Below are 15,486 nucleotides of genomic sequence, written 5' to 3'. Positions count from 1 at the left end.
GAACCTCTATTCCATCCCCAGCTCTTTCAGCTTGCGAGTCAGGGTGTTGCGTCCCCATCCCAGCAGACGTGCGGCTTCCTGCTTGTGGCCCTGGGTATGGCGCAGCGCCGTAGTCAGCAGCGTCCGCTCCATCTCGGGCTGGGCTTCTGACAGCAGATTCTGATGACCGGAACGCAGCGCGCGGTCGGCCCACTGAGCCAGCAGCGTAGCCCAGCTGTCAGGCAGTGACTGCACCGGGTTTTCCGGTGTGCTGGACTCAAACAGCTCGCCGGGCAGATCCTGAATCAGCACTTCCTGACCGGCCGCCATTACCGTCAGCCAGCGACAGGTGTTTTCCAGCTGGCGCACGTTACCTGACCAGTGCAGACGGGTCAGCGCCGTTTCGGTTTCCGGATGCAGAATCTTCGCTTCTACCCCCAGCTCACGGGCCGCCACCTGCAGGAAATAACGTGCCAGACGCGGGATATCTTCTCGACGCTCACGCAGCGGCGGCAGATGCACACGGATCACATTCAGACGATGGAACAGATCCTCACGGAACTTGCCTTCCTGCACGCGTAATTCCAGGTTCTGGTGGGTAGCCGCAATGATCCGCACATCCACTTTGACCGGCGCATAGCCGCCGACGCGATAGAACTGACCATCGGCCAGCACGCGCAGCAGTCGGGTCTGCACATCCAGCGGCATGTCGCCAATCTCATCCAGAAACAGCGTGCCCCCATCGGCCTGCTCAAAACGGCCCTGGCGGATCTGGTTCGCACCGGTAAAGGCGCCTTTCTCATGACCGAACAGTTCTGACTCAATCAAATCTTTGGGGATCGCCGCCATATTCAGCGCGATAAACGGTGCTTTGGTGCGCGGGCTGTGCCGGTGCAGCGCATGGGCGACCAGCTCTTTACCAGTGCCCGACTCACCATTGATCAGGACGCTGATCGAAGAGCGCGACAATCGCCCGATGATGCGGAACACATCCTGCATCGCGGGCGCTTCCCCGATAATATCGGTGGTCGGTCCGCTGACCGGCTGATTACGCGGCTGCTGCTGCTCCTGATAGTGACTGATGGCGCGCTCTACCAGCGCAACCGCCTCATCAATATCGAACGGCTTAGGCAGGTAATCAAACGCCCCCTGCTGATAGGCGCTGACTGCGGCATCGAGATCGGAATGCGCCGTCATAATGATGACCGGCAGCATCGGATGACGCTGTTTAATCTGTTTCAGCAGCGCCAGGCCATCCATACCGGGCATGCGAATATCTGACAGTAAAACGTCCGGGGTTTTGGTTGAGAGGGCATCCAGCACCTCACCTGCGCTGTCAAACGTCGCACAGCTCAAACCGGCTCCAGTGAGCGCGCGTTCAAGCACCCAGCGGATGGAGCTATCGTCATCGACGATCCAGACTATCCCTCGTTGCATAGAAACCTCACTGGCGAATAGGCAGGTAGACCGAGAATTCGGTGTGACCCGGCCAACTGTTAAATTCTATTTTTCCTGAATGCTGATCAATCAGGCTACGGGCGATGGAGAGACCTAAACCGGTTCCGCCTTCACGTCCACTGACCATCGGATAGAAAAGCGTATCCTGTAGCTGGGCCGGAATACCGGGGCCATCATCTTCAATATCTATTCGTGCTACCAGGCGATAACGGGTGCCATGCAGCGTCAGCTGAAAAGCCGTACGGGTGCGAATAACAATCGTCCCGCCGTCGTCGCCCAGCGCCTGAAGCGCATTGCGTACGACGTTAAGCAGCACCTGTTCAATCTGGTCAGGGTCGTGCGGCAGTTCCGGCAGGCTGGGATCGTAATCCCGCACCAGGGAGACATTCTCCGGTAGCTCCATCGACACCAGATTGACCACCCGCTCAGCCACCTGGTGAATGCTCTGGGTAATGTGCATCCCCGGCTGCTGTGGCCCTAACAGACGATCCACCAGATTCCGCAACCGGTCGGCCTGTTCAATAATGACCCTGGTATATTCATTCAGCGAGGGATCGGGCAGGGCGCGTGATAAAAGCTGTGCCGCGCCGCGCAATCCTCCCAGCGGATTTTTTATCTCATGGGCCAGGCCGCGAACCAGATCGCGTGCAGCCACCTGCTGGGCGTGCTGTAACTGCTCCTGACTGAGGCGACGCTGGTTATCCATCGGCGCCATTTCCATCAGAATCAAGCCATCGGGTAAACGCTGTGCGGTCAGCGACATAATATGTGCGCGACCATCGACTACCAGCGTGACCTCACTGTCAGTGAATCCCTGGCCAGCCTCAAGACTCTCGCGCATCACCTCAATATTCAGCGAAAAGTAGCCGGTTAAATCCGGTAACGGCGTGCCGAACAACTTGCGTGAGCTCTGCGCCAGTAATTGCTGCGCCGCCGGGTTGGCGTAATGAATAACCAGGTCGTTATCCACCAACAAAATACTGTTGATTAAAGCGTTGAGAATCTGCCCGGCGTCGGGCAGAGAGCCAGTTGCCATACAACGTTCCTCTGCACTAAATAGGTGCATTCTGGTGTTTAAGCCGAAAAGCGGGAGAATGAACGGTGAATTCGCGGAGAAAAAAGCCCATCCGAAGATGGGCTAAAAGTTTCCACGGCAACAAAAACGTCTGATCAGTTAAACGCTGTAGTACAGCTCGAACTCAACCGGGTGTGGCGTCATGCGAACGCGGTCCATCTCAGTTTTACGCAGTTCGATGTAAGCATCGATAGATTCATCAGTGAAGACACCACCGCGGGTCAGGAACTCGCGATCTTCGTTCAGTGCATTCAGCGCTTCTTCCAGCGAGCCTGCAACTTTTGGAATCTCAGCTTCTTCTTCCGGTGGCAGGTCGTACAGGTTTTTATCCATCGCATCGCCAGGGTGGATTTTGTTGATGATGCCATCAAGGCCAGCCATCAGCAGTGCGGTGAACGCCAGGTATGGGTTAGCCGCTGGATCCGGGAAGCGCGCTTCAATACGACGGGCTTTCGGGCTGGCCACTACCGGGATACGGATAGACGCGGAACGGTTACGGGCAGAGTAAGCCAGCATAACCGGTGCTTCGTAACCCGGAACCAGACGCTTGTAGGAGTTGGTGGTCGGGTTCGCCAGGGCGTTGATCGCTTTAGCGTGCTTGATGATACCGCCGATGTAGAACAGCGCCATTTCAGACAGGCCGCCGTACTTATCGCCCGCGAACAGGTTCTGGCCACCTTTAGAGAGTGACATGTGGCAGTGCATGCCTGAACCGTTGTCGCCAAACATTGGCTTCGGCATAAAGGTCGCGGTCTTACCGTAAGCGTGCGCGACGTTGTGAACGACATATTTGTAGATCTGAATTTCGTCAGCTTTTTTGGTCATGGTATTGAAGCGGGTCGCCACTTCGTTCTGACCTGCGGTCGCCACTTCGTGGTGATGCGCTTCAACCACCAGGCCCATCTGCTCCATGGTCAGACACATGGCAGAACGGATGTCCTGTGATGAGTCAACCGGTGGAACCGGGAAGTAGCCGCCTTTCAGACCTGGACGGTGACCTTTGTTACCGCCTTCGTACTCTTTACCGGTGTTCCATGCCGCTTCGATATCGTCGATAGCAACGTGTGAGCCGGAAGTCGATGAACCGAAACGGATGTCATCGAACAGGAAGAATTCAGGTTCTGGTCCAAACAGGACGGTATCGGCGATACCGGAAGAGCGCAGGAAATCTTCAGCGCGTTTGGCGATAGAACGTGGATCGCGGTCGTAGCCCTGCATGGTGCCTGGCTCGAGAATGTCACAACGGATGATCAGCGTAGAATCTTCGAAGAAAGGATCCATGACCGCCGTGGTAGCGTCAGGCATCAGCACCATGTCTGATTCGTTGATGCCTTTCCAGCCGCCGATAGACGAACCATCGAACATTTTGCCTTCTTCGAAGAAGTCAGCGTTAACCTGGTGAGCAGGGATCGTAACGTGCTGTTCTTTACCTTTGGTATCGGTAAAACGCAGGTCAACAAACTTAACTTCATGCTCGTTCATCATCGAGAGAACGTGTTCAGCGGACATACTCAACTCTCCTGGAAATGGTCTTTCATTATCTACATGGCGAGGAAACGTCGTTTCCGGAGGGCGTGGCGGGAAAGGAAATTCCTGACCACTCTTTTCCGGCACGCTCTTCAACCGACATCTGACTGGCGTTTACGCTTGTTACAGATAAAGCGAATTCTGTGCCAACTTTTTTGATGTTGCTTAAATCGCCTTATGATGCACCTTTTTGTCGTAATGCGGCTGCACCACGATGGTTTTAATGCACCATAACAGTGCTGAGGGTGAATTTACAGGCACCATTTTGGTGCATAGGACCAACTTAGTGCATTTTCTGCACCGGGAACAGTGCGAATTTGCGTCAATGCAATAATCTTTCAGTGAAAAGTGTGATCGTGTTCAGTCTTCCGCTTAATCCGTGTACAATAGCGCGCTATTTCTAATGCCTGAGGCAAAGCTGTGATCGAAAATTTGCGTAACATCGCCATCATCGCGCACGTTGACCATGGAAAGACCACCCTGGTTGACAAACTGCTGCAACAATCCGGTACTTTTGATGCCCGTACCGAAGCAACCGAGCGCGTGATGGACTCCAATGATTTGGAGAAAGAGCGTGGGATTACCATCCTCGCAAAAAACACCGCCATTAAGTGGAATGACTACCGTATCAACATCGTTGATACCCCAGGACACGCCGACTTCGGTGGTGAAGTTGAGCGCGTCATGTCCATGGTGGACTCGGTGCTGCTGGTTGTAGATGCGATGGATGGCCCTATGCCGCAAACCCGCTTCGTGACCAAAAAAGCGTTCGCGCATGGTCTGAAGCCGATTGTGGTTATCAACAAGGTAGACCGCCCGGGCGCACGTCCGGATTGGGTTGTGGATCAGGTGTTTGACCTGTTCGTTAACCTGGATGCGACTGATGAGCAGCTCGACTTCCCTATCATTTTCGCCTCTGCGCTGAATGGTATTGCAGGTCTTGACCACACCGATATGGCTGACGATATGACCCCGCTGTACCAGGCCATCGTTGACCACGTTTCACCTCCACAGGTTGAAGTTGAAGCGCCACTGCAGATGCAAATCTCGCAGCTGGACTACAACAACTACCTGGGCGTGATCGGCATCGGCCGCATCAAGCGCGGTAAAGTGAAGCCTAACCAGCAGGTCACTATCATCGATAGCGAAGGCAAAACCCGTAACGGTAAAGTCGGCAAAGTCCTGACTCACCTGGGTCTTGAGCGTATCGACAGCGATCTGGCTGAAGCGGGCGATATCATTGCTATCACCGGTCTGGGTGAGCTGAACATCTCTGACACCATCTGTGACACGCAGAATGTGGAAGCGCTGCCAGCCCTGAGCGTCGATGAACCTACCGTAACCATGTTCTTCAACGTCAACACCTCACCGTTCTGCGGTAAAGAAGGTAAGTACGTGACGTCGCGCCAGATCCTGGAGCGTCTGAACAAAGAACTGGTTCACAACGTGGCACTGCGCGTTGAAGAAACCGAAGACTCGGACGCATTCCGCGTTTCAGGTCGTGGTGAGCTGCACCTGTCTGTTCTGATCGAAAACATGCGTCGTGAAGGTTTCGAACTGGCGGTATCCCGTCCGAAAGTTATCTTCCGTGAATTCGAAGGCCGTAAACAGGAGCCATTCGAGAACGTGACGCTGGATATCGAAGAAACGCATCAGGGTTCCGTTATGCAAGCCATGGGCGAGCGTAAAGGCGACCTGAAAAACATGGATCCGGATGGTAAAGGCCGAGTACGTCTTGACTACGTGATCCCAAGCCGTGGTCTGATCGGCTTCCGTAACGAATTCATGACCATGACTTCCGGTACCGGTCTGCTTTACTCCACCTTCAGCCACTACGACGACATTCGTCAGGGCGAAGTGGGTCAGCGTCAGAACGGCGTCCTGATCTCTAACGGTCAGGGTAAAGCGGTTGCGTTCGCCCTGTTCGGTCTGCAGGATCGCGGTAAGCTGTTCCTGGGTCACGGTGCAGAAGTCTATGAAGGCCAGATCATCGGTATTCACAGCCGTTCTAACGACCTGACCGTGAACTGTCTGACCGGTAAGAAGCTGACCAACATGCGTGCTTCCGGTACAGATGAAGCCACCACCCTGGTTCCACCGCAGAAAATGACGCTGGAGCAGGCTATCGAGTTCATCGATGATGACGAACTGGTAGAAGTGACTCCGCTGTCAGTGCGTATCCGTAAACGCCATCTGACCGAAAACGACCGTAAACGTGCTTCACGTGGTCCTAAAGACGCGTAATCACGCTTTAGCGTAATAAAGAGCCCCGCCATGCGGGGCTTTTTTTTGCCTGCGATTCCGCGCCTGCCCGCCGGGCCAGCCAATTATTGTCTGCTGTGACACGCTTTTTGCCCCCCCGCTGCCGTTTACGCTTTTCTCTCCGGTGCTGGCTGTTCAGCCTGCGTTTTTGCCGCTAGAGTGAATACTCCAGGGAACCGAAGGAGGCGCACCATGCTGTATATCTTTGATTTAGGCAATGTGATTATCGATATCGACTTTAACCGCGTGCTGGGCGTCTGGAGTGACCTTAGCCGTGTGCCGCTGGCCTCACTGCAAAGCCATTTCCGGATGGATGAGGCGTTCGAACAGCATGAACGCGGTGAGATCAGCGATGAAGATTTTGCGCTGGCCCTCTGCGAAAAGCTGGAGATCGCTCTCAGCTATGAACAGTTTGCCGCGGGCTGGCAGGCGGTGTTCGTTGACGTGCGTCCGGAAACGCTGGCGCTGATGAACCGGCTGCGGCTGGAGGGGCATCGGGTCGTGATCCTCTCCAATACCAATAAGCTGCACTGCGCCTTCTGGCCGACGCAGTACCCCGACGTGCAGCAGGCGGCCGACAAGCTCTACCTGTCACAGGAGCTGGGCATGCGGAAGCCGGAAGCCCGCATTTATCAGCATGTGCTGGATGCGGAAGGGGTAACGGCCGCTCAGGCGGTCTTTTTTGATGATAATGCAGAAAATATCGAGGCGGCCCGGGCGCTGGGTATCGAAAGCGTGCTGGTGACGGACAGCCGCACGGTTCCCGACTGGTTTGCAGGTCGACAGTAACGCATGAAGTCACGAACATTTCGTCCCGGGCTGCATGCCTTCTGGCTGTGGCTCAGGCTGCTGTGGAAACGTATTGACGAAGATGGCATGACAACCCAGGCGGGCAACCTGGCCTATGTCTCACTGCTGGCGCTGGTGCCGCTGATTGCGGTGGTGTTTGCGCTGTTTGCGGCGTTTCCGGTCTTCTCCGACATCAGCGTGCAGCTGAAGCAGTTTGTCTTTAATAACCTGATGCCCGCCGCAGGCAATACGCTGCAACGCTATCTTGAGCAGTTTGTGGCTAACGTCAACCGGATGACGGCGGTCGGGGCCGTTGGCCTGATTGTGACGGCCCTGCTGCTGATGCATTCGGTCGATACCGCGCTGAATACCATCTGGCGCAGCCATAAGAAGCGGCCGATGGTTTACTCTTTTGCGGTCTACTGGATGATCCTGACCCTCGGCCCGCTGCTGGCCGGTGCCAGCCTGGCGATCAGCTCCTATCTGCTGTCGCTGCGCTGGATTAATGCTACCGGGGTCACCAGCCTGGTTGATCAGATGCTGCGTATTTTTCCGCTTCTGCTCTCGTGGCTCGCCTTCTGGCTGCTCTACAGTATTGTCCCCACTCAGCGCGTGCCGCCGCGTGATGCGCTGATTGGTGCACTGGTCGCCGGGGCGCTGTTTGAGCTGGGCAAAAAGGCCTTTGCGCTCTATGTTACGATGTTCCCCTCTTATCAGTTGATCTACGGTGTTCTGGCCGTGATCCCGATTCTGTTTCTCTGGGTCTACTGGACCTGGTGTATTGTGTTGCTGGGTGCTGAAATAACCGTAACGCTAGCCGATTACCGGCAGCTGAAACAGCAGCACAAAGATGAGCAACGCGAGGAAAGATGATTGCATTGATTCAGCGCGTAACGCGCGCCAGCGTCAGCGTCGATCAGGATGTGACCGGTGAAATTGGTGCCGGACTACTGGTCCTGCTGGGGGTGGAGAAGGGCGATGACAATGCGCGTGCGGAACGTCTCGCAGAACGCGTACTGGGCTATCGCATCTTTAGTGATGAGCAGGGCAAAATGAACCTGAGTCTCCGCCAGACGGGGGGAAGCGTGCTGGTGGTGTCACAGTTTACGCTGGCCGCTGACACGCAAAAAGGGATGCGCCCCTCCTTTTCTGGTGGCGCCGAGCCGGCTGAGGCTGAGCGTCTGTATGAGTACTTCAGCGACTGCTGTCGGCAGCAGGGCATTACCACAGCGAATGGCCGTTTCGCGGCAGATATGCAGGTTTCACTGGTGAACGATGGTCCGGTGACGTTCTGGTTACAGGTGTGAGATCGTCAGCTGAGCGGCAGGGAACAGGCCACACCTCCGAGCGGGAGAAACATTTTATGTATCACCTTCGTGTGCCTCAGACAGCGGAAGAGCTGGATATCTACTATCAGTTCCGCTGGGAAATGTTACGTAAACCACTGCGTCAGCCGCAGGGGTCTGAACGTGACGCCTGGGATGCCTTAGCGCATCATCAGATGGTGGTGGACGAGCAGGGAAATCCGGTCGCCATCGGTCGTCTCTACATTAATGCCGACAACGAGGCCGCGATCCGCTTCATGGCCGTTCATCCCTCCGTGCAGGGCAAAGGGCTGGGAACGCTGGTGGCAATGACGCTGGAGTCAGTGGCGCGTCAGGAAGGCGCCAAGCGGGTGACCTGCAGTGCCCGGGAAGATGCTGTCGCTTTCTTCGCGAAACTCGGCTACGTCAATCAGGGCGAGATAACCGCGCCGCAGACCACGCCGGTTCGTCACTTTCTGATGATTAAGCCGGTCATTACGCTGGATGACATTCTGCACCGCGCCGACTGGTGCGGGCAGCTGCAACAGGCCTGGTACGATCACATCCCGCTCAGCGAGAAGATGGGTGTCCGCATTCTGCAGTTTACCGGGCAGAAATTTATTACCACCATGCCCGAGGCGGGCAACCAGAATCCGCACCATACCCTGTTCGCCGGCAGCCTCTTTTCGCTGGCAACACTGACCGGCTGGGGATTGATCTGGTTGCTGCTGCGCGAGCGTCATCTCGGTGGAACGATTATTCTGGCAGATGCCCACATTCGCTATAGCCATCCCATCAGCGGGCGGCCCGGCGCGATTGCCGACCTGGGCTCATTAAGCGGCGATCTCGATCGTCTGGCGCGTGGCCGTAAAGCGCGCGTGCAGCTTGAAGTGGAGCTGTTCGGCGATGATGAGTGTGGTGCAGTGTTTGAAGGCGTTTATATCGTGCTGCCCGCCGATCCCGACGGACCGCTGGAAGAGGGCGGTTCCGGCGCACGTATCAATTAATCAGCAGGGCCGCACCCGCGGCCCTGCTGCGATTATCGGACCTCACCGGCCTGCATGGTCTGCTGCAGCTGCTGACTGTCGGTTGTCACCGACAGCGTGCCATTTACCGTCGGACGCAGTGGCTGGTCAGCGCGTAACGCACCGCTGAGTTGCAGCTGCATATTGCTGTCTCCCGTTAACGGCAACGCGGGCCATCCCCAGTTCTGCAATACGTTCACCGGCACCGCACGGCCGGTCAGCTGCAGCGTCAGCGGACGGGCGGATTGCTGGCCCACGGTGGCCGTTCCTTCGAGCAGTCCCTTGTTACTGAACGCGCTCAGCTCCGTTACCTGAATCTGCTCCGCGTCAGCACTCAGCGCAATGGATGGGTGACGCAGATCGGTACGGTTAAAGGTGGACTCCGCCGCATTCAGGCTCAGCTTACCCGACCAGATCCCCCACTGATGCTGCTGCGCCAGTCGCAGATTCTCACCCGTGCCATCCAGTGATGTCAGCTGGAAAGGAAAAGCCGGATTGATATCGATAATCAGGTTCCGGTTCGACATGAAACGCATCACCTCTACACTCTCCAGCCACGCGGGCAGGGTTGCCTGCCAGCGATCGCGCCAGTCCTGCGGCAGCGTATATTCCAGTCCGGCAACGGCCAGATTTTTCAGGGTCAGGCGTTTATCGCTGCGCGACCAGTCACCGTCAGCCCGAATCACACCGTTCGCCCAGCGTGAACTGAACTGCGTCAGTGCGATGCCCTGCGGTGAAAAATCCAGGTTAACGATAGGGTCGTTAAGCTCGAAACCCCCGTTGATAAAATTGCTGGCATTCAGCGCCAGTGAACCATCATTACTCTGCCAGTCGTCTCCCTGCCAGTTAACGTTTCTCAGCGTCAGGTCGAGGTCAGTTACCGCCCAGTCCGGTCCCTGCAGACGGGCATCGGTCAGATCGAGTCGCGTAATCGCGATGGAGGGAACCACCTGCAGGCTGTGCAGGAAGTCTTTCAGGCTGCTGGCGGTCTGCAGACGGATATCGTTCAGTCGCAGCTGGTTGATTTTCCAGTTGCCCCGGGCATCCCGTTCACCGTTACCGGTCATGGAGCCGCGCGCCAGATCGGCACCGATATTGTCAAAGCGCATCCGGCCCTGGGACACACTTCCCTGAATCAGTACGTTCTCGCCCGCCACGTTGTTCAGCGTCATGCTGCCGGCGCTCATCTGGAAGCGGGCGTCGCGGCCCAGCATATCGCGGGCGGTCGGTTTCCACGGCAGAATGCCGCCATTCACCTGCTGAGCAAACAGTGGTAACGCGCTGCCGGGGCTGTCGAGACGCATGTTATTGAGTTGCAGGCGGTCAGCCTGAATCGGAAGTGCGCTGTCTGGCGTCAGGTTAGCCAGGTTCACTTCCCCGTCGCGCAGCTCAAGGCTGCTGAAATGCAGCGGATCGCTGAACTGGATCAGGGCCAGACCGAGATCGACCCGCTTTGCTACGAGTACTGCAGGCTGCCCATCGTGACCAAAGCTGAAATCATCCAGAATGATGTGAGAGGGCGAGGAGAAATTGTGTTCAATCTTACTCAGGGAGAGATGCCATTCGGTTTTGTCGCTCACCCACCGGCTAAACCAGCCTGCACCCCACTGTGTCTGCAGCAGCACATAGATCACCACCAGGGTGAAAAGCAGCAGTAACAGTATGGTGAGGAAAAACTTTCCAAGAAATTTCATCGCATCCTTCCCGCGTTCAATCCGGTGAGAGGTTGTTATGCCTGAATTACCGTTACAGCTCAACAGCCTGGATGTAAATACGAAGAAATAGCAGGCAGGCCGAAGCCTGCCCGTGACCTTACTTCTCTGGCGGGAAAATCAGGTTGAGCAGGATAGCGGTAATACCCCCCGCGGCAATGCCCGAAGAGAGCAGGGTTTTCAGCCAGTCAGGGGCAAATTGCAGGATCAGTGGCTGCTGGGAAACACCCAGGCCCACGGCCAGCGACAGCGCGATAATCATGATGGCGCGGCGATTGAGCGGCTCGCGTGACACGATGCGAACGCCCGACGCAGCAATGGTGCCGAACATCACAATGGTGGCACCGCCAAGCACCGGCTCAGGGATCAGCTGCACCAGACCACTGACCGCCGGGAACAGCCCCAGCACAATCAGCATCAGCGCCACCACAAAGCCCACGTAGCGGCTGGCCACGCCGGTTAACTGAATCACCCCGTTATTCTGACCGAAGCAGGAGTTAGGGAAGGTGTTAAACAGCGCAGAGACAAAGGAGTTCAGGCCATTCGCCAGCACGCCGCCCTTCAGGCGTTTCATATAGAGAGGGCCGCTCACCGGCTGCTCTGATACATCCGAGGTGGCTGTGATGTCGCCGATGGTCTCCAGTGAGGTCACCATAAACACCAGCATCAGCGGGATGAGCAGGTTCCAGTCGAAGCCCAGTCCGTAATAGAGCGGGCTGGGTACCCTGATCAGCGGCTGATCGACCGGGAGACCTGAGGCAGGCAGCATGCCCATGGCCCAGGCCAGCAGATAGCCGACCGCCATCGCAATCACCAGGGAGGCAACACGCAGGTAAGGGTTTTTCTGCCGGTTAAGCAGCACGATCACCAGCAGCACCGCGCCGGCCAGCATCAGGTTTTTCGGCGCGCCAAAGGTGTGATCGTTAATCGCACCGAATCCCCCGCCGATAGAGGTGAGTCCCACCTGAATCAGCGACAGGCCGATAATCATGACCACGATACCGGACACCAGCGGGGTAATGATCCGGCGTGCCAGGTGGAGAACACGGGACAGCACCATTTCAGTACAGGAGGCCACCATCAGCGTACCAAACAGGGCCGCCATCATGGTGGGAACATCCGCACCGCCGTTTTTCAGCGCCATCCCCCCCATGATTAAGGGGGTGACGAAGTTAAAGCTGGTTCCCTGAATCGACAGCAGGCCCGAACCGACCGGCCCCCAGGTTTTGATCTGCAGCAGTGATGCCACACCCGAGGCAAACAGCGACATGCTGATGATGTGCCGGGTGTCTTCTGCGGGCAGGCCCAGTGCCTGACAGATCAGTATCGCGGGCGTGATGACGGCAACAAACATGGCCAGCAGATGCTGAGCGGCAGCAAACAGCGTCTGCGGAAGGGGAGGACGATCGTCGAGGCGGTAAATCAGTTCGCTTTGCAGGGCGGAGGGCTGGTCTGGCTGCGGATTGGTGGACATCTTCTGCTCTTCCCGAAAAAGTGTGTGGCGATTGTAATCATCCGCAGCCCAAAAGCAATCGTTTGCCCGGCTGAGGTGAAAAGTGGGTGCGGGCAGGGGCGTGACTCAGACGTTGGTATAACGGGTATTTTCAGGCAGCCAGCGTTCAATCAGGGCGCTGGCCTGTTCGGGATAATGCTGATGGATGTGACGCGCCACACGCTGAACTTCGGGCACCATCGCCTGATCGCGCAGCAGGTCGGCCACTTTAAACTCGGCGTTACCGGTCTGGCGGGTGCCCAGCAGCTCACCTGGCCCGCGTATCTCCAGATCGAACTGGGCAATGACGAAGCCATCGTTGCTGTCTCGCAGCACCTGCAAACGCTTCTGCGCCGTCTTGCTGAGCGGCGCTTTGTAGAGCAGCACACAGTGTGAAGCCACCGCACCGCGACCGACCCGGCCCCGCAGCTGATGCAGCTGTGCCAGGCCTAACCGTTCCGGATTCTCAATAATCATCAGGCTGGCGTTAGGCACGTCTACCCCGACTTCAATCACGGTGGTCGCCACCAGCAGTTGCAGCTCGTTTGCTTTAAACGCCTGCATCACCGCCTGTTTCTCGGCGGGTTTCATCCGGCCATGTACCAAGCCTATATTCAACCCAGGCAGGGCCGTTTTAAGGGCTTCCCAGCTCGCCTCTGCCGCCTGCGCCTCCAGTAATTCTGACTCTTCAATCAGGGTGCAGACCCAGTAGGCCTGACGCCCTTCGCGGCAGGCGTGTTCCACCCGTGCGACGATCTCATCCCGTCGGGAGTCGGGAATGGCCACGGTGGTCACCGGTGTGCGTCCCGGCGGCAGCTCGTCGATGGTCGAGGTATCCAGATCGGCATAGGCGGTCATCGCCAGGGTGCGCGGAATGGGGGTGGCGGTCATGATCAGCTGATGCGGATGGAAACCCTGCTCCTCACCTTTTTCCCACAGCGTGAGGCGCTGGTGGACGCCGAACCGATGCTGTTCATCAATGATGACCAGCGCCAGTCCCTTAAACTGTACCTGTTCCTGAAACAGAGCATGGGTGCCGACGACCATCGCCACCTGACCGCTGGCGATCGCTTCCTGCTGCGCCTGACGCGCTTTGCCTTTCTGTTTCCCGGCCAGCCAGCCGACTTCAATTCCCAGCGGTGCAAACCACTGACGGAAGTTACTGGCGTGCTGTTCAGCCAGCAGTTCGGTCGGCGCCATCAGCGCCACCTGTTTTCCGTGGGCGATCACGTTCAGCGCAGCGAGCGCAGCCACCAGCGTCTTGCCTGAGCCAACATCACCCTGCACCAGCCGCATCATCGGAAAGTCATTCGCCAGATCGTTTTCTATCTCCGCCACCACGCGTTTCTGCGCCTGGGTGGGCGAGAAGGGCAGCGCGGCCAGCAGCTGGTCGCTCAGGTTATGGCGCGGCGGCATGGGCAACGCGTAATAGCGCTGCGCACCGGCGCGCACCGCCAGCATACTCAGGTTGTGCGCCAGCAACTCTTCCAGAATCAGACGGCGCTGGGCCGGATGGCGGCCACTCTCCAGTTCGCTGAGCCGGAGGTCGGGCGGTGGGCGATGCAGCGTGCGTAAGGCATCGGGCAGGCTGATCAGACCGCCGCTCAGCTCCTGCGGCAGCAGTTCGGCTATCGGGCAGCTCTCCAGCAGCGTCAGCGCCTGATCGGTAAGATTACGCAGCGTGGCCTGGCGGATACCTTCGGTGGTGGGATAAACCGGCGTTAAGGTCTCTTCCAGCGTCACACTGCTCTGTTCGCCCTGGATGCGGTATTCAGGATGGATAATCTCAGCACCACGCTGGCCGCGCTTGATTTCACCATAGGCGGTAACGTGACGACCCGGCGACAGGTTGTTCTTCATACCGGCATTGAAATTGAAGAAGCGCATGGTCAGCACGCCGCTGCCATCGCTGATCTGGCAGACCATCATCCGGCGGCGACCAAAGGTGATATCCGTGTGCAGCACTTCGCCTTCTACGGTGGCCCAGATGCCAGGCAGCAGATCGTTAATGGCATAGAGCTGAGTGCGATCTTCGTAGCGCAGCGGGAGATGAAGCAGAAGATCCTGGATGGTGTGCAGGCCTATTCTGGCCAGCTTTGCTGCCTGGCTGGCACCGACGCCGGTCAGGGTACTGAGCGGGATGGCATCCAGCAGACGGCCTTTCATCGTCTTTTACCGGTCGATTGCATCGTCGCCCACCAGCTGGGATCGGCGTCGACTTCACCCTGAGCGTTGATGCGCGGATAGGGCAACCCTTTCTGTCTGGCGACGCGTGCCAGCACCGGGAATCCGCCTTCGAACAGCAGGCGCTGCTGTTCCTCTTCATCCAGCAGGCTGTAGTCGCGCAGATAGAGCCCCGCATTCTGCCGCTGCCGCTGTGCTTCGTACAGGATCAGCGCGCAGGCGACCGAGACATTCAGCGACTGAACCATCCCCACCATCGGAATAACGATCTGCCGATCGGCCAGCGCCAGTGCTTCTTCGGTAATCCCGGTTTTTTCCTGTCCCATCAGGATGCAGGTCGGCAGGGTGTAATCGATCTCGCGGAAATCAACGGCATCCGCAGAGAGATGGGTCGCTAAAACCTGCATCTTCTGCTGTTTAAGCTGTTTTACGGCATCGCCGATGGTGGGATGGGTGACCACTTTCACCCAGCTGTTGCTGCCGGCAGAGGCAGAAGCCTGCGTGCGCATCCGCTGGCTGGGCCAGACCGCATGCACTTCGTGGATGCCCACGGCGTCGGCCGTGCGGATCACTGCGGAAACATTGTGCGGCTTATGCACCTGCTCCATACAGACCGTGAGATCGTGCTGGCGCAGTGCCAGCATCGCCTGAATCCGGGCAAAACGTTGATCGTTCATGC

Annotated in this window: 12 protein-coding genes; 5 read left to right on the top strand and 7 right to left on the bottom strand. The window is 57.4% G+C overall.

The genetic code is table 11. From position 1 onward, the window contains the following. Window positions 1-6 precede the first annotated feature (6 nt). From glnG to glnA, 3 genes are all read right to left on the bottom strand, one after another. Complete coding sequence (gene glnG / locus S7A_RS03990) at window positions 7-1,416, bottom strand: nitrogen regulation protein NR(I) (RefSeq protein ID WP_009088155.1); 1,410 nt, start codon at window positions 1,414-1,416, stop codon at window positions 7-9. A 7-nt stretch (window positions 1,417-1,423) separates the two neighbouring features. Next, window positions 1,424-2,473, bottom strand: coding sequence for a nitrogen regulation protein NR(II) (gene glnL, locus S7A_RS03985; RefSeq protein WP_009088153.1), 1,050 nt, complete (start codon window positions 2,471-2,473; stop codon window positions 1,424-1,426). A gap of 138 nt (window positions 2,474-2,611) precedes the next feature. Further along, window positions 2,612-4,021, bottom strand: a complete 1,410-nt coding sequence (gene glnA, locus S7A_RS03980) for a glutamate--ammonia ligase (protein WP_009088151.1) — start codon at window positions 4,019-4,021, stop codon at window positions 2,612-2,614. Window positions 4,022-4,459: 438 nt separating this feature from the next. On the opposite strand from glnA, the gene typA reads away from it, so the two are divergent. The 5 genes from typA (at window position 4,460) to fabY (ending at window position 9,401) form a co-directional block, all read left to right on the top strand. Further along, window positions 4,460-6,283, top strand: a complete 1,824-nt coding sequence (gene typA / locus S7A_RS03975) for a ribosome-dependent GTPase TypA (protein ID WP_009088150.1) — start codon at window positions 4,460-4,462, stop codon at window positions 6,281-6,283. Window positions 6,284-6,493: 210 nt separating this feature from the next. Next, on the top strand, window positions 6,494-7,090 hold the full coding sequence (gene yihX / locus S7A_RS03970) for a glucose-1-phosphatase (RefSeq protein WP_009088148.1): 597 nt from the start codon (window positions 6,494-6,496) through the stop codon (window positions 7,088-7,090). A gap of 3 nt (window positions 7,091-7,093) precedes the next feature. Further along, window positions 7,094-7,963, top strand: a complete 870-nt coding sequence (locus S7A_RS03965; RefSeq protein WP_009088146.1) for a virulence factor BrkB family protein — start codon at window positions 7,094-7,096, stop codon at window positions 7,961-7,963. Continuing rightward, window positions 7,960-8,397, top strand: a complete 438-nt coding sequence (dtd, locus tag S7A_RS03960) for a D-aminoacyl-tRNA deacylase (protein WP_009088144.1) — start codon at window positions 7,960-7,962, stop codon at window positions 8,395-8,397. Before S7A_RS03965 ends, dtd begins: the two co-directional genes overlap by 4 nt. 56 nt (window positions 8,398-8,453) lie before the next feature. Further along, complete coding sequence (gene fabY, locus S7A_RS03955) at window positions 8,454-9,401, top strand: fatty acid biosynthesis protein FabY (protein ID WP_009088141.1); 948 nt, start codon at window positions 8,454-8,456, stop codon at window positions 9,399-9,401. A 32-nt stretch (window positions 9,402-9,433) separates the two neighbouring features. Here the strand turns inward: fabY and S7A_RS03950 are convergent, their stop codons facing one another. The 4 genes from S7A_RS03950 to trmH all read right to left on the bottom strand — a co-directional run bounded on the left by S7A_RS03950 (window position 9,434) and on the right by trmH (window position 15,484). Beyond that, window positions 9,434-11,113, bottom strand: coding sequence for an AsmA family protein (locus tag S7A_RS03950; protein WP_009088139.1), 1,680 nt, complete (start codon window positions 11,111-11,113; stop codon window positions 9,434-9,436). A 118-nt stretch (window positions 11,114-11,231) separates the two neighbouring features. Further along, complete coding sequence (locus S7A_RS03945) at window positions 11,232-12,605, bottom strand: uracil-xanthine permease family protein (protein ID WP_009088138.1); 1,374 nt, start codon at window positions 12,603-12,605, stop codon at window positions 11,232-11,234. Window positions 12,606-12,710: 105 nt separating this feature from the next. Next, the gene (gene recG, locus S7A_RS03940; protein ID WP_009088136.1) at window positions 12,711-14,789 is read right to left on the bottom strand and encodes an ATP-dependent DNA helicase RecG; all 2,079 of its coding nucleotides are present in this window, start codon (window positions 14,787-14,789) and stop codon (window positions 12,711-12,713) included. Then, window positions 14,786-15,484 (bottom strand): tRNA (guanosine(18)-2'-O)-methyltransferase TrmH, encoded by a 699-nt coding sequence (gene trmH, locus S7A_RS03935; protein ID WP_009088135.1) that lies wholly within the window; start codon window positions 15,482-15,484, stop codon window positions 14,786-14,788. Before trmH ends, recG begins: the two co-directional genes overlap by 4 nt. Between the last annotated feature and the right edge of the window lie 2 nt (window positions 15,485-15,486).

The sequence above is a fragment of the Pantoea sp. Sc1 genome (assembly GCF_000255315.1).
In the GTDB taxonomy this organism is placed as follows: domain Bacteria; phylum Pseudomonadota; class Gammaproteobacteria; order Enterobacterales; family Enterobacteriaceae; genus Pantoea; species Pantoea anthophila.
This window is presented reverse-complemented; position numbering and strand designations above follow the sequence as displayed.